The organism is Pigmentiphaga daeguensis, from assembly GCF_039523035.1.
Lineage (GTDB): Bacteria > Pseudomonadota > Gammaproteobacteria > Burkholderiales > Burkholderiaceae_B > Pigmentiphaga > Pigmentiphaga daeguensis.
The window spans coordinates 162,727-183,441 of record NZ_BAAAEN010000002.1; the positions used below are offsets into that span (position 1 = coordinate 162,727).

At 65.1% G+C, this 20,715-nt stretch carries 24 protein-coding genes; 23 read left to right on the forward strand and 1 reads right to left on the reverse strand.

Annotated elements, in window-relative coordinates; all coding sequences use genetic code 11:
- Positions 1–9: 9 nt before the first annotated feature.
- The 22 genes from ABD104_RS03465 to ABD104_RS03570 all read left to right on the forward strand — a co-directional run bounded on the left by ABD104_RS03465 (position 10) and on the right by ABD104_RS03570 (position 18,435).
- Positions 10–1,263, forward strand: a complete 1,254-nt coding sequence (locus tag ABD104_RS03465) for a phage portal protein (protein ID WP_343927155.1) — start codon at positions 10–12, stop codon at positions 1,261–1,263.
- Positions 1,247–1,984, forward strand: a complete 738-nt coding sequence (locus ABD104_RS03470) for a head maturation protease, ClpP-related (protein ID WP_343927156.1) — start codon at positions 1,247–1,249, stop codon at positions 1,982–1,984. The genes ABD104_RS03465 and ABD104_RS03470 overlap by 17 nt, the downstream gene beginning before the upstream one ends.
- Before the next feature lie 66 nt (positions 1,985–2,050).
- On the forward strand, positions 2,051–3,283 hold the full coding sequence (locus ABD104_RS03475; protein WP_343927157.1) for a phage major capsid protein: 1,233 nt from the start codon (positions 2,051–2,053) through the stop codon (positions 3,281–3,283).
- Positions 3,284–3,334: 51 nt separating this feature from the next.
- Positions 3,335–3,709, forward strand: a complete 375-nt coding sequence (locus tag ABD104_RS03480) for a hypothetical protein (protein WP_343927158.1) — start codon at positions 3,335–3,337, stop codon at positions 3,707–3,709.
- Between the two features lie 2 nt (positions 3,710–3,711).
- Positions 3,712–4,266: a head-tail connector protein gene (locus tag ABD104_RS03485; protein WP_343927159.1), complete on the forward strand. Its 555-nt coding sequence runs from the start codon at positions 3,712–3,714 to the stop codon at positions 4,264–4,266.
- The gene (locus ABD104_RS03490; protein WP_343927160.1) at positions 4,263–4,604 is read left to right on the forward strand and encodes a phage head closure protein; all 342 of its coding nucleotides are present in this window, start codon (positions 4,263–4,265) and stop codon (positions 4,602–4,604) included. Before ABD104_RS03485 ends, ABD104_RS03490 begins: the two co-directional genes overlap by 4 nt.
- A gap of 3 nt (positions 4,605–4,607) precedes the next feature.
- Complete coding sequence (locus ABD104_RS03495) at positions 4,608–5,078, forward strand: HK97 gp10 family phage protein (RefSeq protein WP_343927161.1); 471 nt, start codon at positions 4,608–4,610, stop codon at positions 5,076–5,078.
- Positions 5,068–5,424 carry a DUF3168 domain-containing protein gene (locus tag ABD104_RS03500; RefSeq protein WP_343927162.1) on the forward strand — a complete coding sequence of 119 codons (357 nt, stop codon included), beginning with the start codon at positions 5,068–5,070 and terminating at the stop codon, positions 5,422–5,424. The genes ABD104_RS03495 and ABD104_RS03500 overlap by 11 nt, the downstream gene beginning before the upstream one ends.
- Positions 5,425–5,482: 58 nt before the next feature.
- Positions 5,483–6,142 (forward strand): phage tail protein, encoded by a 660-nt coding sequence (locus tag ABD104_RS03505; RefSeq protein WP_343927163.1) that lies wholly within the window; start codon positions 5,483–5,485, stop codon positions 6,140–6,142.
- Positions 6,143–6,157: 15 nt separating this feature from the next.
- The gene (locus ABD104_RS03510; protein WP_343927164.1) at positions 6,158–6,472 is read left to right on the forward strand and encodes a phage tail assembly chaperone; all 315 of its coding nucleotides are present in this window, start codon (positions 6,158–6,160) and stop codon (positions 6,470–6,472) included.
- A 29-nt stretch (positions 6,473–6,501) separates the two neighbouring features.
- Positions 6,502–6,792 (forward strand): DUF1799 domain-containing protein, encoded by a 291-nt coding sequence (locus ABD104_RS03515; protein WP_343927165.1) that lies wholly within the window; start codon positions 6,502–6,504, stop codon positions 6,790–6,792.
- Complete coding sequence (locus tag ABD104_RS03520) at positions 6,785–9,703, forward strand: phage tail tape measure protein (protein WP_343927166.1); 2,919 nt, start codon at positions 6,785–6,787, stop codon at positions 9,701–9,703. The genes ABD104_RS03515 and ABD104_RS03520 overlap by 8 nt, the downstream gene beginning before the upstream one ends.
- 7 nt (positions 9,704–9,710) lie before the next feature.
- On the forward strand, positions 9,711–10,328 hold the full coding sequence (locus tag ABD104_RS03525) for a hypothetical protein (protein ID WP_343927167.1): 618 nt from the start codon (positions 9,711–9,713) through the stop codon (positions 10,326–10,328).
- Entirely contained in the window at positions 10,325–10,894 is a 570-nt protein-coding gene (locus ABD104_RS03530) for a hypothetical protein (RefSeq protein WP_343927168.1), read from the forward strand. The genes ABD104_RS03525 and ABD104_RS03530 overlap by 4 nt, the downstream gene beginning before the upstream one ends.
- On the forward strand, positions 10,891–11,289 hold the full coding sequence (locus tag ABD104_RS03535) for a DUF6950 family protein (RefSeq protein ID WP_343927169.1): 399 nt from the start codon (positions 10,891–10,893) through the stop codon (positions 11,287–11,289). Before ABD104_RS03530 ends, ABD104_RS03535 begins: the two co-directional genes overlap by 4 nt.
- Positions 11,290–14,895 (forward strand): phage tail tip fiber protein, encoded by a 3,606-nt coding sequence (locus tag ABD104_RS03540; protein ID WP_343927170.1) that lies wholly within the window; start codon positions 11,290–11,292, stop codon positions 14,893–14,895.
- Complete coding sequence (locus ABD104_RS03545; protein ID WP_343927171.1) at positions 14,892–15,500, forward strand: hypothetical protein; 609 nt, start codon at positions 14,892–14,894, stop codon at positions 15,498–15,500. Before ABD104_RS03540 ends, ABD104_RS03545 begins: the two co-directional genes overlap by 4 nt.
- A gap of 51 nt (positions 15,501–15,551) precedes the next feature.
- Positions 15,552–15,791: a hypothetical protein gene (locus ABD104_RS03550; RefSeq protein WP_343927172.1), complete on the forward strand. Its 240-nt coding sequence runs from the start codon at positions 15,552–15,554 to the stop codon at positions 15,789–15,791.
- A complete protein-coding gene (locus ABD104_RS03555) occupies positions 15,792–17,060 on the forward strand; it encodes an SGNH/GDSL hydrolase family protein (RefSeq protein ID WP_343927173.1) in 1,269 nt (422 codons plus the stop codon). It begins immediately after the preceding gene.
- 87 nt (positions 17,061–17,147) lie between these two features.
- The gene (locus ABD104_RS03560; RefSeq protein WP_341434765.1) at positions 17,148–17,381 is read left to right on the forward strand and encodes a holin; all 234 of its coding nucleotides are present in this window, start codon (positions 17,148–17,150) and stop codon (positions 17,379–17,381) included.
- Positions 17,378–17,917: a lysozyme gene (locus tag ABD104_RS03565; protein ID WP_343927208.1), complete on the forward strand. Its 540-nt coding sequence runs from the start codon at positions 17,378–17,380 to the stop codon at positions 17,915–17,917. The genes ABD104_RS03560 and ABD104_RS03565 overlap by 4 nt, the downstream gene beginning before the upstream one ends.
- The gene (locus ABD104_RS03570) at positions 17,905–18,435 is read left to right on the forward strand and encodes a hypothetical protein (protein WP_343927174.1); all 531 of its coding nucleotides are present in this window, start codon (positions 17,905–17,907) and stop codon (positions 18,433–18,435) included. The genes ABD104_RS03565 and ABD104_RS03570 overlap by 13 nt, the downstream gene beginning before the upstream one ends.
- 157 nt (positions 18,436–18,592) lie before the next feature.
- Here the strand turns inward: ABD104_RS03570 and ABD104_RS03575 are convergent, their stop codons facing one another.
- Positions 18,593–18,814: a hypothetical protein gene (locus ABD104_RS03575; RefSeq protein ID WP_343927175.1), complete on the reverse strand. Its 222-nt coding sequence runs from the start codon at positions 18,812–18,814 to the stop codon at positions 18,593–18,595.
- A 989-nt stretch (positions 18,815–19,803) separates the two neighbouring features.
- Between ABD104_RS03575 and ABD104_RS03580 the strand changes: the two genes are divergently transcribed.
- On the forward strand, positions 19,804–20,652 hold the full coding sequence (locus ABD104_RS03580) for a universal stress protein (protein WP_132979309.1): 849 nt from the start codon (positions 19,804–19,806) through the stop codon (positions 20,650–20,652).
- The last annotated feature ends 63 nt before the right edge of the window (positions 20,653–20,715 follow it).

The following is a 20,715-nucleotide window of genomic DNA, read 5'->3' on the forward strand; positions in this document are numbered from 1 at the left end:
CCGGAGCGCGTGGAACCGCGCTTTGCCGCGCTGACCGAGGGCGAAGTCGTCGAATCGTCTGACCGCGTCCGCATGGCCGAGATATTCGACATTCCCCTGACGGCTTCCGGCGCGCCGGTCACCGAGTCATCGTCCATGCGCGTCGCGGCGGTCTATGCGTGCGTGACGCGCATCGCCGGCGCGATCGCGCAGCTTCCCATCCACGTGTACGAGCGCGTGGATGGCGAAAGCGTGCGGGTGGAGCATCCCTACTGGTGGCTGCTGAACGAGCAGCCTTGCCCGGTGTGGAGCCGTGCAGCCTTCTGGGAATTCATCGTGGCGCAGATGCTGCTGCGTGGCGATGGCATCGCCTACATTGTGCGCAACCGTGCCGGCCAGGTCACAGGCCTTATTCCCTGGCCACGCGGCCGCGTGCAGATCGAGGTGGTCCACGGCGCTACGCCGCGCGATCCGAAGCGCCTGAAATACTTTTTTCAGGACGACGAAGGCAATTTCGGCGCCGACCAGGACGATGTGCTGCACTTCCCCGGGTTTGGCTTCAACGGCAAACAAGGCATGTCCGTCATACAGTGGGGCGCCCGCAACGGCATCGGTATCGCGATCCGCGGCGACGAGTTCGCAGGGAAGTTCTACAGCCAGGGTGCGCAGCCTCAGTTTGCGGTCAAGACGCCCGGCAAGATGGGGCCCGACCTGCAGGACCAGTTCCGTGATGCCTGGGTGAAAAAGTACAGCGGCAACGGTCCGAACGGCATCCCGCTGATCCTGACCGAAGGCCTGGATGTGAAGGAGCTGACCATGTCGGCTGTGGACGCCCAGTTGCTGGAGTCCCGGCAATGGCAGGTCCTCGACATCGCTCGCGCCTTCGGCGTGCCTGGGCCGCTGGTGGGCGAAATGGACAAGAGTTCGTCTTGGGGCAGCAGCATCGAGCAGCTGGTGCTGGGGTTCTCCAAGTTCACCATCGGCCCCCATCTGACCCGCATCAAAGACGAGCTGAACCGCAAGATGTTCCGCACCTACCGCTACTACAGCGTGCACAACCGGGACGCCATGCTGGAGCCCGACGCCAAGACGCAAAGCGAGTTCCTCGCCAAGGCCTTGGGAGGCCCAGGCACGCAGGGCTACATGGCCGTCAACGAGGCGCGCCGCAACAAAGGTTTGCCGCCCATTCCCGATCCACGATTCGATCGACCGGCCATTGCCGGTACGAAGTCGCCGCCCGGCGGCGCAGATTCCAAGGAAACCACAGATGAAACAGATTCCTAAGCTGCTGCAACTGGCGCGTGACAACGCGGCGCAGTCCCGGCCGCTCAATATCGTGACCGCGGCGGATGCCGACGAAGCGACGATCTACCTATATGGCGTGATCGGGGGCTGGTGGGGCGACATCGACGCCGAGGCGTTCTCCAAGGAAATCGCGGCCATCAAGGCGAGCATTATCCACGTGCGGATCAATTCTCCCGGCGGCGACGTGTTCGATGCCCGCGCAATGATGACCGCGGCACGCGCGCACAGCGCCAAGATCATTGCCCATATCGATGGTCTGGCCGCTTCGGCCGCCACGGCGTTTGCCATGGCGGCCGATGAGGTCGAGATATCGCAGGGCTCGCGGTTCATGATTCACCGAGCCTGGACGGTGTCCATCGGCAACCAGAACGATATGCGCGAGGCGGCCGAGCTGCTGGACGGCATCGACAACGACCTGGCGACCGACTACGCCATCCGAAGCGGCCAGGAGCGTGATCAGATCATGTCGTGGATGGATGCGGAAACCTGGATGAACGCTGATGAGGCGGTCGAACGCGGTTTCGCTGACCGCGTCGTCCAGGTGGTGAAGGAAAAGGAAGGCGCGTCCTCCGCGTCCAACGTCTGGAACCTCTCCGCCTACAAGAACGCGCCGAAGGACCTGCTGCAGCAGCGCCCCGAGGCAAACGCACACCGGGCAACCTTGGAGCGTCGCTTGGCGTTCCTTGAGCGCGCCGCGTAAGGGGTAGCTCCCCCTCCCACCAACCAGCCGCCTATGGGCGGTTTTTTCATTTCTACGGAGTCATCAATGGCTGAAACCATCCAGGCCATGCGGGAGCGCCGCAACGCGCTGGTCAAGGAAACCCGCAATCTGCTGGACAACAATCCGGGCGCGACCTGGAACGACGATCACCAGAAGCAGTACGACGAGAAGATGGCCGAGGTCGAGCGGATCGACGCGGCAATCGCACGCCACCAGAAGCAACTGGACGCCGAAGCGGACGAAGCGTTTAAGGCCATGGGCGGTCGAGAGACCGATGCCGAACCCGGCAAGCCGAAGGACAAGCTGAATGCTCTCTATGCACGCTGGCTTGCCCGCGGCGATAAAGGCCTGTCGGCCGAGGACTGGCAGACGGTTCAGGCCGCTATGAGCGCCGACCCGGATACCAGCCCCGAGAACGGCGGCTATACCGTGCCGAAGGAAACGGCCCGCACGATTCTGGAGACCCTGAAGGCCTACGGCGGTATGCGCGAGGTGGCAACCATCATCACCACCAGTGGCGGGAATCCGCTGTCGTTCCCGACTACAGACGGCACCGCCGAGGAAGGCGAACTCGTGCCCGAGAACACCGCTGCCACCGACGAAGACATCGAGTTTGGCATTACTACCCTCAAGGGCTTCAAGTTCAGCTCCAAGGTAGTGACGGTGCCGTTCGAGCTGTTGCAAGACTCGGCGATCGATGTCGAGGCGCTGGTCAATGGTCGTCTGTCTCAGCGCTTGGGTCGTATCACCAACCGCCTGTATACCACCGGGACCGGCAGCGGCCAACCCATGGGCATCGTCACGGCATCGGCCACCGGCAAAACCGGTGCCGTCAGCGCAACGCCGGTGATCACCTACGAAGATCTTGTGGACCTCGAGCACAGCGTGGACCCGGCCTACCGTACCAACGCGGGATACATGTTTCACGACCAGGTGCTCGCCATGGTGCGCAAGATCAAGGACAACGATGGTCGCCCGATCTTCGTCCCCTCGCTCGCCGACGGTTCGGTGGGGGGGGCGCCGGCCCGGCTGATGAATCGCAACATCACCATCAACCAGCACATGGCTACGCCCGCAGCCGGTGCAAAGACCGTACTGTTCGGGGATTTCAAGAAGTACACCATCCGCGACATCATGAACGTGACGCTGTTCCGCTTTACCGATTCTGCGTACACGAAGAAGGGCCAGGTCGGCTTCCTGGCGTGGATGCGTTCCGACGGAAACCTGCTGGACGTTGGCGGCGCGGTCAAGCACTTCCGCCACGGCGCTGCGGCGTAATGGGTGCCGGGCGGGCGCAACGCCCGCCCGTTCCGTACTGGAGACAATCACATGGCAAAGAAAGGATCCGCCGATGCAAACGCGGCGGAAAAGGCGCCGCCCGCGCCTGCCCCGGCCGCGCCGGCGTCCAACCAGCCCTCCGTAGATGCCTCACCGCCGGCGACGGCGGCGCAACCCAATCCCGATCCGCCGCCTCCGCCTGACCCACGATTCGAGAGCCCTCCGGAGCTGGTTGAAGTCGCGGTGCTGCGCGACTGCTGGCTGGGCAAGGTCGACGACATTCTGTCGCTACCGCGTGCGATTGCCAAAGCGGCGGCAGCCGACGGCGCCGTCGATATGCACCCGAAGGCTGTCGAGGCGATTAAGGTTGCGCGCGCAGCCGCCCGCCGGGCCGCCTCGGTCGCGGATATCGCGCTGGAGGATTAAGCATGGCCCGCACTGTGACGACGCCGCCGGTAGCCGAACCCGTGACCCTGGAGCGAGCCCGCCGGCACCTGAAGGTGGACCATACCGTCGAGGACGACGACATCAAGGATTGGATCGTCACGGCTCGCCAGCATATCGAGCGCATTACCGAGCACGCCGTGATGGCGCAGGTATGGACCGAGACGGTCGCGCAGATGCCTGCGCGTCTCGAGCTGCGTGGCGGAAATGTGCGATCGGTTCTCGCCGTCCGGTACCGTGACGAGAATGGGGAAAGTCAAACGATCCCAGCGTCCTCGTACGAAATCGATCGCAGCACGAAGCCTCCCCGCCTGGTGACAGCCGACGGCAGGCCGTGGCCGGCCGCCCGGCGCTACGAGATCGATTATGAGGTTGGCTACCCGTCGGCGGAGGAAGTGCCGCGGCCGCTGGTGTCGGCGATTCTGCTGGTGCTCGCCGACCTCTACGAGAACCGCGGCACGAAGATCGTCGGCGTATCGGTGGTCGAGAACCCCGCCGTAGACGATCTGATCTTCGACTTTCGGAGGGTGCGGCCTTGAACATTGGTGCGCTCAATCAACTGGTCACTGTTCAGAAGAGAACCCAGGTGAAAGATGCCTGGGGCCAGCTGGTGGACGACTGGGTGGACCATGCCACCGTGTGGGCCAGCTTCCGGGCGCCGACCGGGATGGGCTCGATTGCAGCGGAAATGCAGGCGGGTGGAACGACCGTATCGCGTACGCAATACTCGATACGGGTGCGGTACCGGACGGACATCACGGCCGATATGCGCGTTGCGCATGCGGGTTTGATCTACGAGATACGGCAGGTCGTTCACGATGTCGCCCGCCGCGCCTACACCGACCTGGTTTGCGCGACTGGCGCAAACGAAGGGTGAGGAATGGCAGACGCGGTTTCGATCCGCCTGGAGGGCGATATCGCGGGCCAGCTGCGCGAGTTCGCCGCCGGGGTGCGCGACCAAGTCATGCGACCGACCGTCTACGCGGCTACCAGGGTGGTCTACCTCGAGCTCAGAGCACGTGCGCCGGTGGCGGACGGCACGCTGTATGGCGCCGTCTACCACTGGCACAGCGAACGAGAATCGCAGAACGGTCAACAGGTGTACTACGTCGGCGTCAACAAGGCGAAGGCGCCGCATTGGCACCTGCTCGAGTACGGCCACTGGAGGGTGAACAAGGTGATCCAGATCGATGGAAGGTGGGTATCCACGGCGGAGCGGCTGCCAACGCCTGTATGGGTGCCCGCCCAGCCCTACATTCGGCCGGCCTATGACGCGAGCATAGACGCAGCCATGAAAGCCGCGCTCGTGCGCGCCAGCGAGCGAATCCAGGAACTACTCAATGGCCGTTGAAAAAGACATTGTCCGGATCGCCGGCGCGATCGTCGGCGATCGGATGTATGCGGACACCGCGCCCGCCAATACACCGCGGCCGTTCGGCACCTACCAGCAGGTAGGCGGCCGGCCGCTCGCGTTTCTCGAGTCGATACAGCCGGATCTGCAAAACGGCCGCTTCCAGATTTCGGTCTGGGCGGACACGCGGCAGGAGGCCTCGACGCTGATGCGGGCCATCGCCAAAGCGATGGTCGAGGCGCCCGAGCTGCGCGCCGAGGCCCTGGGCAACACCATTGCCCAGTATGACCCGGTGACCGAGCTGCGGGGCGCCATCCAGGACTTTTCCATCTGGTTCCGGGACTGACCGGGCCATCAACCTAGGCCGCCTTCGGGCGGTTTTTTCTTTCCATGAGGAATCAGACATGGGCGTGAAACTCCCCAATGGCGCGGTCGTCAGCATCGCGACTGCCTACGGCACTCCGGTGCCGATCACCGCACTCTCGAACGCCAATCCCGCCGTGGCCACTGCCGCGGCGCATGGCTTTGCCAACGGCGACATCCTGGAGCTGACCAGCGCCTGGACCAAGATCAGCGGCCGCGCCGTGCGCGTCGCCGCGTCGGCCTCCGGCAATTTCGCCTTGGAGGGCATCAACACCTCGGACACCCAGGCCTATCCGACGGGCGGCGGCGTGGGGTCCGCGCGCAAGGTCTCGACCTGGGTGCCCATCGCCCAGGTGCTCGAGGTCTCGATGAGCGGCGGCGATCAGCAGTTCTGGAACTTCGGGTTCCTCGAGGATGCTGGTGACGACAAGCAGATCCCGACCTCGCGTAATCCGATGTCGGCAACGTTCACACTCGCCGATGATCCCGACTTGCCCCACCACGATGCGCTGCTGGCCGCCGACGAGGCCCGCACGCCGCGCATCGTTCGTATCGCTCTGCCCGGAGGCAGCGCGCTGTACTGGAATGCATACGTGGGCTACAGCGGCATGCCAACGCTCACCCGCAACCAGGGCATGGCGTGCACGCTGTCGCTGTCGCTGGCGGCCCGCCCGATGCGCTACAAAGCGGCCGCGGTCTAAGGGTAAGGGGGACACATGGCACGCAAGTTTTCGCTGAACGCGTCCCCCACCTTCAAGTTGAAGGTGGACATTCCTATCCCCGGCGCGCGGCCTGAGAAGGTGGAATTCACGTTCCGGCACAAGAAGCGCGACGACTTCGTGGAGTTCCTGGCCCATCTTGCGGGGCGGCAGGATGTCGAGGTTATCCAGGAAATCGCTTGCGGCTGGGACTTGGATGAGCCTTTCGACGCCGACAACATCGAGCGGTTGACGCAGAGCTACCTGGGCGCGGCCGCGGCGATCATCGAGGCATACGTCACCGAGTTGCCGGCGCTGCGCCGGGGAAACTGAGGGCGCTGGCGCGCGCGCTGTACGAGCGAGTGGATAGCAAGACGCTCGCCATGTTCGGCTTCGAGGCCGCCGACCTCGACGAAGGCGAGCCGGTGGAGATCTGGCCCGACAACGAGCAGGCCTTCAACCTGTTCTCCAGACTGACCACCCAGTGGCGCGCCGGCGCGGGAGGCCTCTATGGCCTGGATTACGGCGTCGCATTCTCAATGATGGATCGGATGGCGCTGACGCCCGAGCAGTACGACGCCCTCGAGGCGGACATGCGCATCATGGAAGACGAGGCGCTGGCAACAATGATCGAAGGACGCGACGATGAGTGAAGGCGGCGATACGATTGCCCGCGGCGTAATCCGCATCGATGGCGACTCGAGCGGCCTGGACGCGACCGTCGAGCGCAGCGCCCGTACCATCGACAGCCTGGGACAGAAGGGCGCTGCAGCCGGCCAGACGGCTGCGGACGGCATTCGCAAGATCGGCGACGGAGCGGGCGAGTCTGCCAACAAGATCGACGCGGCGGGCAAGCGGACTATCAGCGCGCTGGAGCGCGAGGCCGCTCAGATCGGCAAGACAAGGTCCGAGTACCTGGAATGGCTGGCGGCGCGCCGGGGCGTGTCGACCGAGGCGGCGCCCTTCATCGCCAAGATCCGCGAGGCCGAGAAGGCGCTCGAGGCGCAATCCGCGAAGTTCCGCGAGGGAGGGATCTCGGCCGCGCAGTACCAGGCGGCGTTGCGCGGCACGCCGGCGCAGCTGACCGACATCATTGTGTCGCTGCAGGGCGGGCAGCGGCCGCTTACGGTCCTCCTGCAGCAAGGCGGGCAGCTCAAAGACATGTTCGGTGGTATCGTGCCCGCCGCGCGTGCCTTGGGCTCGACCGTCATGGGCATGATCAACCCGTTGACCATAGCGGCCGCCGTGCTCGGTAGCGTGGCGGTGGCGTACAACGCCGGCGCGAACGAGCAGCAGCGCTTTGCCGACGGTCTGGCGACGACACGCAACTACGCCGGCGTGACCACGGACCAGCTGCAAGACATGGCCAAGGCGATCAGCAGCACCGTCGGCACGCAAGGTCAGGCCGCGGCGGCATTGAACGAGCTGGTGCGCACAGGCACGCTCGCGAGCGATCAGTTCAAGCTGATGGGCGAAGCCGCCGTGGTGGCCCAGCGCGCGACAGGGAAGGCGGTCGAGGAAACGGCCGCCGAGTTCGCCAAGCTGCGGAAGGACCCGGTCAAGGCGATCGAGGAACTCAACGAGAAGCAGAACTTCTTGACCGCGGCCATCTACGAGCAGATCGTCGCCCTGGACCAGCAAGGCAAGCGGCAGGAAGCCGCAGCCCTGGCCATTCGCACTTATGCGCAAGCCACGATCTCAGCCGGCGAACAGGTGCGCGAGAACATGGGCACGCTGGAAAAGGCGTGGTCCAACGTCGGCAAGGCCGCCAAATGGGCATGGGACCAGATGCTCAACATCGGCCGCGAGGACACGCTGTCCGAGCGCATTGCCGACGCGGAAAAGCGGCTGATCCAGTTGCAAGATGGCGCGTACGAGCGTGGTTCCGCCCGCCGCGTGGCACAGGTCAGCGCCCTGCAGGCAGAGCTGGCCGGGCTCTATTCCCAGCGCGAAGCCGAGGAAAAGGGGGCGGCCGCTGCCGGGGAGGAGCGCAAGCGCGAAGAGGCGCGGATCGCCTGGGCAAAGCAAGGGCTGGAGTACAGGACCAAAGAGCAGAAGCTTGAGGCGGAGATCGCCGCGGCGCGGCAGGCCGGCCTCGCCGCCGGCAAGAGCGAGGCTGAGATCGCGGCACGCATCGCGCAGATCCGTGCGCAGGACAAGTACCAGGACAGGGGCGCGGCCTCGGCTGCGAGTCGGCTATCGAAGGCTGACCTGGCGCTCGACGTGTCCGCGATCCAGGCACGCTACGCGGCCGTTATCACCGCCGCCGGCAATGCCGAGAGAATGCTGGACGCCCAGCGCGCCGCCGGTCTCGTGTCCGAGCGGGACTACTACGCGCAGAAGCGACAATTCCTGCAGGACAACGCCGACATGCAGGTGCGCGCCCTCGAGGAGGAAAACGCCCGCATTCAGCGCGAGAAGGCCACCGGGGCCGACAAAATCGCCAACGATCGCAAGGTTGCTGAGAACGTGGCCAAGATGGCCCAGATCCGCGCGAAAGCCTCGACCGACCTGGCCATATCGGCCATTCAGGAGGCGGCGGCGAATAGCCGGCTCGAGCAGTCATACCTACAGCTGCAGCAGGCCGCGGACGAGTACCTGCAGGCGCAGCAGCGCCGCTACGATCGCGAGCTCGAGGGCCTGGGACGCGGCAGCGAATGGCGCGATCGCAATGCCGCGCAGAACCAGATCAACGACCGCTACCAGCAGCAGCGTGACGAGCTGCGCAACAACCGGGCGTTGCTGGAAATGGCGGGCCAGTGGACCCAGCAGGCCCAGCAGCAGTACGACCGGCGCCTGGAGATCATCAATGACGCCAACCGGCGAGCGCTGGAGCTCGATACCGATTACTGGCGTCAGAAGTTGGACCTGCAGACCGATTGGCAGGTGGGCGCCTCCGAGGCCTTGGCCAACTACATGTCGCTCAACGCGAATGTGGCCAAGCAGACCGAATCGCTGTTCTCCAACGCCTTCCGCGGCATGGAGGACGCGTTGATCAACTTCGTGGTCAACGGCAAGGGCAGCTTCAAGGATCTCGCCAACAGCATCATCGCCGATCTGTTGCGCATCCAACTCCGCGCGCAGCTCTCCGGGCTATTCCAGATGGGCCTGAGCGCCTTGGCCGGCGCGTTCGGGCCGTCGGCGCCGACGGCAACGGACCTGGCAAACGCCACGCAGGGGGTCAACGCAGGTCTGCCGCTCGCGTTCGACAGCGGCGGCTATACGGGGCCGGGCGGGAAGTATGAACCGGCGGGGATCGTGCACAAGGGTGAAGTCGTTTGGAGCCAAGAGGACGTTGCCAGGGCTGGCGGGGTGGCGAAGGTGGAAGCCATGCGCCGCGGGGTCGTGGTCCCGCTGAATCGCGGCGTGGAGGCCGTGCGCAGCAACGCCCAGCCCAGTGCTGGCAACGTCAACGTGTCGATGCATCAGAACGTCCAGATCGACGCGTCTGCCGACCGGCAGGCGATCCTAGCGGGCATGGCGCGGCTGAACCAGCAGACCGAGCAAAAGATCCTCGCAACTTTGCAGGACCGCGTGAACCGCGGCCGCATGCAATTCGCATAAGGCTGGTATGGCAATACTCGACTATCCGACCGCTGGCGTTTTCTCCGGCGCCGAACTGGACTGGGGCTTGATCTACAACACCTGGTCCTTCACCTCGCCGATCTCGAAGGCCGTGCAGACAGTGGGCATGCCCGGCGCGCGCTGGCGCGCCCGCTTGTCCTGGTCGCCCAACGGCATCCCCGCCGACATGGCGGCAGAGATCGAAGCGTTTCTGGTAACGCTCGAAGGCCGCGGCAACCGGCTGCGGTTCTGGAACCTGGCCAAGCGCGTACCGCGCGGACAGCCGCAAGGGGCGCCTGCGGTCTTCGGCGCCGCCCAGGTAGGATCGACCGTGTCGACCCAGGGCTGGACGGCGAATCGCGCTGGCCTGCTGCTGCCTGGCGACATGGTGGGCATCGGTGGCGAGTTGAAAATGGTCACGGCGCCGGTAGCCAGCGACGCTCAGGGGCGAGCGGTGATCGCTTTCAAACCGGAGCTGCGCGCCAGCCCGGTGAACGGATCTGCGATTGTCACAGACCGGCCCACGGCGCTTTTCATTGCCGATCAGGACGAGGTGTCGTGGACTTCGCTGCGGGGCCGGATCGACCGAGGCCTTGAGCTCAATCTCACCGAGGTGTTCGCATGAGCAGGCAGACCACCGCTGCGGTCGACGCCGCAATCAATGCGGGTCATGTCCAGCTGTTCTATCTGCTGGAAATGGAGTTTCGCTCGGGCACGATCTACCTCACCAATCTGGGGTTCAACGTCACGTGGAACGGCCAGGAGTACACCGGCGCTGGCGCGGTGGGGGCGGTCGAGGAAATACGCGAGAGCGCTGCGGCCGAGGCCACGGGCCTGAAATTCACACTCTCGGGCGTTCCGTCGGAAATGGTGGCCATCGCCCTGGGCGAGCACGTGCAGGGCCGGTGGGCGCGCCTCTACACGGCATTCTGGGCGAATGGTGCGATCGTTGCGGACCCGGTACTGGAATGGGCGGGGTTGGTCGACACCCTGGCAATCAGCGATGGCGCGGAGTCGGCGACCATCCAGGTCAGCGTCGAGTCACGTGTGGTTTCGTTCAAGCGCCCCAATGTCCGCCGGTACAACAACGCCGACCAGCAATCGCAGTATCCGGGCGATCGGTTTTTTGAGTACGTGGAAGAGATGGCGGAGAAGCCGCTCGTTTGGCCAAGCCGAGAATTCTGGAAATGAAGCGATACGACGACTGGGTAACCCGGTTCAACGCATTTATCAAGGGACGCTACGGCGTCCCTTTTTCATGGGGTTCGCAGGACTGCTGCGTCTTTGCCGCGGACGGGGTTCTGGCCATAACCGGCCACGACTTCGCGCAGGCATATCGCGGCTATAGCACGGCCGAGGAAGCTGCTGAGCTGCTGGTAGACGTAGGCGGCTGCCAGGCGCTGGCTACCCGCTGTCTGGGGGAGCCAATTCGGTGGTCGCTCGCGCGCCGTGGCGACGTTGTTTTGCATGTCGTGGATGGGCGCGAATCTCTCGGCCTGTGCGCTGGCGGTGTATTCGTCGCCCCGGGGCCGGAAGGGCTCGTTCAGTTCCCGATGGATCGCGCCCTAATGGCTTGGAGCGTCTAAATGCCGGCGGCAATACCACTTATTCCGGTCTTGCTCGGCCCTGCCGGGATCGCCGCGATTGGCGCCTACACGGCCGCAGCGTTGTCGATCGGGTCGGCCCTGATCGTCGGTGCGATTCAGCAGAATAGGGCGAAGAAGGCTGCGCGTAGCGCGTATGAGGCCAGTTTGCGGGATCGGACGCTTGTCGTGCGTTCGCCCATGGCGACACGGTCTCTGGTCTACGGCCGAACCCAGGTGGTCAATTGCCCGCTGGTGTGGGCGAACTCGCGCGGGAGCAAGAAGGAGTACCTGGACCTGGTCATCGCCCTGGCCGGCCACGAGATCGACGCCATCGAGCAGATCCGCTTTGACGACGAGGATATCGGCGCATTGGATGCCGCCGGCTACGTCACGGGCGGCAAATACTTCAAGACCGGCATTGACCGAACCACGCGCATTGTGCCGTTCACGGTCACCGACGTGCCTGAGCAGGTAGTCACGTTGCCCGAAGTGCCGGCGGACGGCACGGTGTGGGCCGGGTATCCCGGCGGCGGGGGTAGCGAGGACGGACCCGAGTCGCTTCGTATCCTTTCGATCGAAGGCAAGACCGTCACGGTCGAGACCAGCGAATTGTGGCTGGGCCGGCAGGTGCAGGTGTCCTATAACCGGCCGACGGCTGACGCCATCGTGCGTGTCGTGTCGCGCCTGGGTAGCCCTGACCAGCAGGCCATCCCCGAGCTGGTAGATGTCTCGGACGGAAAATGGACGGCCGAACACCGGGGCCGCGGGGTGCCGTACCTGTGGGTACAGCTTCGCTACGATGAAGATCTATTTCCCTCGGGCATTCCGAATGTCGCAGTGGTTGTACGCGGCAAGCGCTGCTACGACCCTCGGACCGGGCAGTACATCTTTACGCGTAATCCCGCCCTGCACGCGCTCGACTACCTGATGGACCCGCTCGGGTTCAACTCCCAGCTGTGGGAAATCGATATGGCGACCGTCATCGCCGCGGCCAACGTGTGCGACGAGCAGGTCGCGATCGAGGGCGGAACTCAGCCGCGATATCAAGCCGACGGTGTGTTGTCGACCGAGGCGGATCGCCTTGAAAATCTCGGCATGATCATGTCCGCGATGGCGGGCATGGCCGTGTACAGCCAGGGGACGTGGAAGCTGCACCCGGGGGCATACCGGGTCCCTGTGATCGACCTCGATGAAGATGCGCTCACCGATATCGAGCCGCTGAGCGTGCGCGCACGCGCTGAGCGCAAGGATCTATTCAACGCCGTCAAGGGCGCGTACATCGATCCGGAAAAATCCTGGCAGGCCACGGATTTCCCGATGGTCACCAATGCTGTCTACGAGGCCCAGGACAACGGCGAGCGGATCACCACCGAACTGCAACTGCCGATGACCACCGACGTAGTCATGGCGCAGCGCCTGGCGAAGATCGAGCTTGAGGACCATCGTCAGGCTGTACTGTGCGCGATGCCGTTCAACATGCGCGCCTATAGGCTCCAGCCTGGGGACACGTTCCGGCTGACGATCGGTCGCTATGGCTGGGACCGAAAGGAGTTTCGTGTCATCGATCGCACGTTCTCGATCGAGAAGGGCGTGCGGCTGACCTTCAAAGAGACGAGCGCGTCGATTTGGGACTGGAATATGGGCGAAGCTACCGTGCTCGACCCTGCCCCAGACACCAACCTGCCGGACCCGTTCTTCGTGCCCGAGATCGGCGGCCTGGTGCTCGCCTCGGGCGACGAGACCGTCCTGGTGCAGGCTGACGGCACGGCGGTGCCGCGCCTTCGCGTGACGTGGAACCCGGTGACCTACGCGCCGTTGGCCGACGGTGGCAGGATCCAGTTGCAAGCGTTCGTGCAGGACCTGGACGACCCGGTCATCGATGTCACGGTCGACGGCAGCGACACGCAGGCATACCTGGCGCCCGTGCGCACTGGCATGCCGTACCGTGTCCGCGCCCGCGGCCTGATGCGAATTGGCGTGCGCGGCCGTTGGGCATACTCCGACTGGCACCTCGTCGACGGCAAGCGGCAGCCGCCGCCGGCGATTACCGCATTGGCCACGGCTCCCCTCACGCAAGGGATCGCGCTCGCCTGGACGTTTCCCAGCGGACTGATGGACATCGGGCGCACCGAAATCTGGTATGGCCCGACTTCGAGCCGGACGGATGCGATCAAGCTGTCGGATTTCGCGTGGCCGCAGGCCAGTCATCGGCTCATGGGACTCGCGTTCGGTGTAGAGCTGTTCTTCTGGGCGCGGCTGGTCGACCGCTCGGGCAACATCGGCCCCTGGTATCCAACCGGCGAAGGTGTGCGCGGCGTCAGCCAAGCGGAGCCCACCGAGATCCTGGAGGGCATTGCCGGCAAGATCGGCCGCACCGAACTGGGCGAAGAGATCACCAAGCAGATCGATGACACGCGAGCGATTGCGGATCAGGGAACTTGGGACGCCGCCGCGGCGCGCGTGGCGATCGAAGCCGAAAAAGTGGCTCGTATCGAGGGCGACCGCGCCATCGCGCGCCAGGTGTTCGGCGTGACGGCCGGCAGTGACGACTGGAACGCCGGCAGCCGGTCGGTATTCGCTGGCGCGCGTACCGTCATGACGACGATTGCCGAGGGCGACCAGGCGGTTGCGCAACTGGTGCAGCAGGTACAGGCCCAGGTGGCCGACCAGATAGCGGGCGTCACCCGCGAGCTGTCCGCCACGGCCAACGAGCTGGGCGCGGTCGCCCGGGACGTGGGCACGCTGGCCGTGAAGGTGGGGAACACCACCGCGGCAGTTGAGGAGGTCGCGCAGGCCCAGGTGGACACCGACGGCAAGCTGGCGGCCATGTATGCGGTCAAGGTCGGCGTGACGGTTGACGGTCGGTACTACCAGGCCGGCATCGGCGTCGGAGTGGAGAACACCCCCGACGGCATGCAGACCCAGGTATATGCGCTCGCGGACCGGTGGGCGCTGCTGAACCTCACAAACGGCGTGGTTACCACGCCCTTCGTGGTGGAGAACGGCCAGACGGTCATTGCCCAGGCCCTGATCGGGGACGCGCGCATCACCAACGGCATGATTGCCAACGCCGCAATCACGCGGGCTAAGATCGAGGACGCGGCGATCGACTCGGCGAAGATCGAGGACCTGGCCGTGACCACTGCGAAGATTGCCAACCTCGCGGTGGACGAAGGCAAGATCAAGAATCTGTCCGTCAGCACCCTCAAGATCCAGGACCGCGCCGTAACGATTCCGGTCGCCTACACCTCGCCCAGCGGCACCATTGCCTCGGACCCATGGCTGGTGATCGCCAGCGCCACGCTGAACGATGTTATTGGCGTTTCCATGTGGGTCGATTTCGACGTGACCCTGCTGGTACGGGACACCATGTGGATTGAAGTGTGGTTCAACGGGACACGGGTGGACTTTTTCACCTTCAACCCTATCCCCTGGAGCGATCCGGAGTCCATCCCCAGCGACGAACAGGTTACCCGGCTGTTTTCCTACAAGCGCATTCTCACGTCCGGCTCGAACAGCGGATACATCGAGATCAAGGCGAGGACTCAGGATTTCTACTGTAACTACAAGGACCTGGCGCTGCTGGTGCTGGGGTGCAAAAAATGAGCATGCACTACTACGCGAAGATCGATGGGACCGGCGCCATCGTGGGCATCCAGAGCAGCGGCGCTCCGATTCAGGGGCTCGATGAAACCTGGGTGCCCGTCGATGCGACGGTTACGGCGCATACCCATTACGTGCGCAACGGGCGGGTGCGACGGTACAAGCCCGGCCAGGCGGAGCGCCGGCGGGCTCCGCCTCGGGCGGGCTTCGATTGGGACGCAACGACGTTTGCGTGGCGCGATCTTCGTCCACTCGCCCAAGCCCGCGCCGACAAGCTGCGCGAGATCAACGCCGCATTCGAGCAGGCCGCGGCGGCACTGACCGCCGGTTATCCCCGCACGGAAACATTGACGTGGGGCATCCAGCAGTCAGAGGCCCTGGCGTGGCTCGCAGATAGCGCGGCGCCCACCCCTTACCTGGACGGCCTAGCCGCCGCGCGTGGCCTGCCTGCTGCCGAGATGCGCACGCGGACCGCGGCGAAGGTCCGCGCCTTCATGGCCGCGTCCCAGGAACTGGTGGGCCGGCGCCAGGCGCTGGAGGCCGCAGTGCGCGCCGCAGAAACGGCCGCCGCCGTCGAGCGCGTCGCTTGGTCTTCCCCTCCCGCCTGATCGAGTTTCCACGGCCCGCACTGCGGGCCTTTTCTTTTTGCAGGGACACACATGGCGATTCAAGAAATCGACCTGAGCACGCCCCAGGTGGGCGGCGGGGTCGGCGACCCGGCGCGCGTAGCGTTCGAGAAAGTCAACGCGAATTTCTCGTTGCTCGCGGCTCAGTACGAGGCGCTGAAAGCGTTGGTGGAAGCCGGAGGCGGCGGCGCCGGTGGCGCCCTCTACTGGCAAGACGACGAAACCGGCGAACTCATTGTGGACGACGACAACACCCAAATCGAAGGACTATAGATGACCATCCAAACGAACCAGTTTCAGGTCCTGAGCGATGTACCGGCGGACTTCCAGTTCCTCGGCCGCATTCCGGCCGGCAACCGGCGGCTGCCGCTGGCGCTCGGCAAGCAGCTCATGCTGGGCGCCGTCGGCACGGCTCAGGCCTACGTCGGCTTGGCTGCGGTGGGCGACTCGATCACCCAGGAAAACCGCACGGACAAAGCCGGCTGGCTGCATCTGCTGTGCGCGCTGTCCGGCCAGCGTTACCGCTGGCGTGGCGAGTTCGCCGTGGGCGGCAAGCGTGCCGAGGAAGTGGAGGTGGAACAGATCCCGCAGATACTCGCGATGGATCCGTTGCCCAAGGCCGTGGTGCTCGCGTGCGGGAGCAACAACTACTATTCGCCGGCCGCGGTCGATACCGGCATCAACGCGATCGTCCGCATGTGCGCCACGCTGCGCGCCGTGGGCATCCTGCCGATCCTGTGGACGATCCCGCCGCGGAACGACCTGCCGGATAGCGTGCTGAACATCCACCGCTGGAACGCCCGCATCCAGGCCCTGCGCGGCCTCTATGGCTACCCGCTGCTGGATGCCTATGGTGCGCTGACCGATCCGGCCACCGGCCTGATCCGGGCCGCGTACACCTACGACGGCACCCACCCGACGAAACTCGGATGCGCGCAGATCGCCCAGCATGCGCTGGACAGCGATATGTTCGTGGGCGTGCCGGCGGACGGCGTGCCCTGGCTGGCCCAGTCCAACACCGACAGCCAGAACCTGGTGCGCAACGGCTTGTTCATGACGGACACGAACAACGACGGGCTGGGGGAATACATGGAGCGCGTCGGCGGCATGCCGGCATCGGCCGTCACCTCCCTTGTCGCCGCCGATGTCGGCCGCTGGCAGCAAGTGGCTTGGGGAACGGGAGCCGCCGCGAACGGCCAGCTTTCCACGAACCTCCTGAACATCTCGCCGGGGCGCGTGTTCGAGTTCACGGCTCGCATACGGTGGGACCTGCCCGCCGCCCAGGTGGCCGGCATGTTCACGTCGATGATGTCCATCAACTGGGTCAACGCCTCGTGGGCTCAGACCGGGTTCGAGTTCCTGGCCGCGCCGCCGGCGACCGCCACGGGGGAAATGACTGTGTGTGTTCGCGCGACGACCCCGCCCAACACGGCAAACGGGAACCTGATGTTCCTGTCCGCCAACGGGTCGAAGACCCCGACCGCGCCGGCCATCGCAGCCATCTCGCAACTGACCGTTCGAGACATCACTGCGTTGGTGTGACCTCCACCCCGTCATCGAAGCGCCCGCCGCCTGGCGGGCGTTTTTTCGTCCCAGAGGGAGGCAGCCATGCCCCAAAGGAATTCACGAATGAAACTCATAGATGACCTGGCCATCATCCTGTCGAACCGCACGACGGAGGCCGGCGCCATTACCGGCGTTGTCGGCTGGTTGGCCAGCATCAACTGGATCGGCTGGACCGGCGTGCTGATCGCGCTCGTTGGCCTGGCCTCCAACATTCATTTCCAACGCCGGCGCGACCGGCGCGAGCGGGAGCACCACCGCGCCCGCATGGCAGCCCTTCACGATCGGTGCGACGTATGAGCCGGGCCGGAAAAATCGGCGCGGCCGCGCTGATCGCATCCGGCGCCCTGTCCCTATTCAGCCCCCAGCTCCAGGACTTCCTGGGGCGCTGGGAGGGCGAGGGCCAGAATGTCGTCTACGCGGACCGCCTGGCGCGCGGGCTGCCCACCGTCTGCAAGGGCATCACGAAGCACACCAGCCCATACCCTGTCGTCGTCGGCGATTACTGGTCGCCGGAGAAATGCGCCGAGGTCGAGCGCCTGGTTGTCGAGCGTGGCCAGCTCAGCCTGGCGGACTGCATCACTGCGGAGGTGTCGCAGGGCACGTTCGACGCCTTGTCGTCGCATGCCCATAACTTCGGCGTGCCGGCGACGTGCGCCAGCCGGGCGCTGGGTCTGATCAACGCCGGCCGGCTGGCCGACGGCTGCCGCGCGCTCGCCAACGGCCCGAGCGGCCGCCCGGTCTGGTCCTATATCACCCTGGCCGACGGGTCGCAGCAGTTCGTGCCGGGCCTGTACGCGCGCCGACTGGACGAGGTGAGGCTATGTCTATCGTGATGCCTGCCTGGGTCCGCTATGGGGCCGTGGCGGCGTTTTCCGCTGCTGTCGCTGGTGCTGGCGCTTGGTTGGTCCAGGAATGGCGCCTGGGTGCCAGGAACAGTGACCAGGCTGCCGAGATCGCGCAGGAGCGCGAGGGCCACGCCAACGCGGCCCGGACGGCCGAGGCTGACCAGCGAGCAATCGAATTCAACCGGATGGAGGTCAACGCCCATGTCACCTACCAAACCCAGCAGCGTCTGGCGGCTGCGGCCGCTGCTGTGCGCGACCGCGACGCTGCTATTGTCGGCCTGCGCAACGCCCTCGCCGCCGCCGAGTCCCGTAGCGGTCAGGCCGGCGGCGATCCCGGCGCCCGCACCGGCGCTGATGACCCCACAACCCTACGAACAGTGGTCCGAGAGTGCACGGCGGAATATTCAACGATGGTCGGAAATGCTGTCGGCGCCGGTGTCGCCGCGACCGGCCTCCAAGGCTACGCCCAGGCTATCGGCGCATTTTCCGCAGCAGAACGACAATGAAGAGGGAGTGCGGGAGCAGCGCCCCGAGCGCGGTCACAGTGGTTTTCAGGGCGTCCGGGTCGATCTGGAGGAATAGAGTCATGGCGAGGAGTCCGCGGTAGTTGATCCTATTGTGCAACTCCGATGCCGACCATTCCTCTTGTGGATTTTCAGCCCTTCATGGGATCTTCCGGCCGTAGAACTCCGCCTGTTCATGTACCGCCGGCTCGGCTGCCAGCTCGATCCCGACCGCCTGATACGCGCTGGCAGCGCCACCAGCCAGGGGGGCATTCGCCAGCATCTGGTGCATGTGGTTGAATCGCAGCACGAGCCGGCGGAGGCGGGCGATCTCCCATAGGGCCTCGCGCAAGAGCGCGTCATCAGGGGCGCAGGCTTCCATCTCTTTCAGCCTGGTGCGGGAGAGGGCTGGGCGGTACTCCATGGCATCGGAATGGTTACTGTATGGATGTACAGTATAGGGCCGGAGTGTTGCCGGGTTCAGCCGCTTTTGAGCCCCAAATTACCGCAGATTGCACCAAGCAATTTTCAGGGTAAGGGAAAGGGTAGGGTAAGGGTTTTTTGTCGGGCGGATATAGTATCTACGCCACTATATTGTCGTCTTCTTGTTCCTATTGCCGGCACCATCAAAAAAAGGGGCAGCCCATCGGGCTGCCCCTTTTTCTTTGCCGTCCGGGTGGCGTTCATGGGGCGGGTTCCTCGTCGTCGTGATCGTTCATGGTCCGCAGGTCGCGGGCCAGTTGGCCCCACCTTGTCCGCGATGGCGCGCAGCTCCGCCGGCGACAGGACCATGTGGGCAGCCAGTCGAAACAGATAGAGGTGCGCGAACAGGGCGGGAATCGTCTCGTCCGTCCAACCTGGCCAGACATCCTGGAGCCTGTCGTCCTCGGTCGGATCGCCGGAGGCGGGCACCGTCCGCGCCGGGTGGGGTCTTTTTTTCATTGTCGCGCCGTGGCCATTTGTACCGGGGTCAGGCAGTGCCGGCAGGCCTGGGCGCCGGGAGATACGTAGCGCCCGCAACGCGGGCAAAGCGAGCCGCCGCGCCGCGCGATTTCCGCCAGGCGCCGCGCCCGGCGGCGATTCCTGATGACGAAAGTGACGCAAATAGCACATATCAGGACAATCAAAGCCACAAAAAGCATATCCATTTGCCCCTCAAATTCCGAATTTCCCGTGAGCGTGGATGATACCCACATTTTGTTACGATGGGTTTCATTTCGGGGTCGGATCAACTTCTTGATAGGGGAATACCCTTGTTTCGAGCCGTGCCCGTGACGCGAGGTTGATCCAGGTCAAGCCCGGCCAAACTCGGGTGGTTCGTGCGGGCCGGCTTCATGGCACGATGGGTTTCCCCAACATTGGAATGCCAGCATGGGTACCGATACTTGCAGCATCTTGCTTGCCACCGACTTGAGCGCGCGCGGCGACCGCGCACTGGACCGCGCGATCGACATCGCCCGCCAGCGGCGCTGCAAGCTGGTCGTGCTCCACGTCATCGAAGAGTCGCCGCTGGTCGAGCGGCTGATGGCGCGCGGCAACCGCGAAGCGGACATGGAAGCGGCCGAGCGCGCCCTGCGCGACATCGTGGGCGAAGTGGACGTGCCGATGGAATTGGTGCTGGAGACCGGCAATCCGGTCGAGGTGATCCAGCGTACCGCCCGCAGCCGGCAATGCGATCTGATCGTGACCGGGGTGGCGCGCGACGAGACGCTGGGCCGGCTGCTGCTGGGCTCCACGGTCGAGAAGCTGGCGCGCGAGTCGACCTTGCCCATCCTGATCGTGAAGAAGCGTCCCCATCGCCCCTACCGGCAGGTCGTCGCGGCCACGGATTTCTCCGAGGGCGCCCGGCAGGCGATGAACGCGGCGCGGGCATTCTTTCCCGACGCCCAGATGACCTTGTTCCACGCCTATCCCACGCTGAAGGCCGACCCGGACCAGGACGAGATCGAGGCGGCGAAGCGGGCGGCCGAGCGCCTGGCCGACGGCTTCATCGCGAACAATCTGCCGCAGGCGGGGCAGCCCGGCACGCGGCTGGTGCTGCAGCACGGGATGCCTGAGGGCGCGGTGCCGGATTATGTGCGCCATCATCCGGCCGACCTGCTGGTGGTGGGGACGCACGGCCTGACGGGACTGCTGCGGACCGCGATAGGCAGCGTGGCGGAAAGGCTGATCTATCTGACGCCTTGCGACGCCCTGATCGTGCGGACGATGGAGCATTGAAGACGGGGCGGTGCGTGCGGCTGGCGAGCCGGCGCACCGCTGTTGTTACTCGTTGTTGTTACC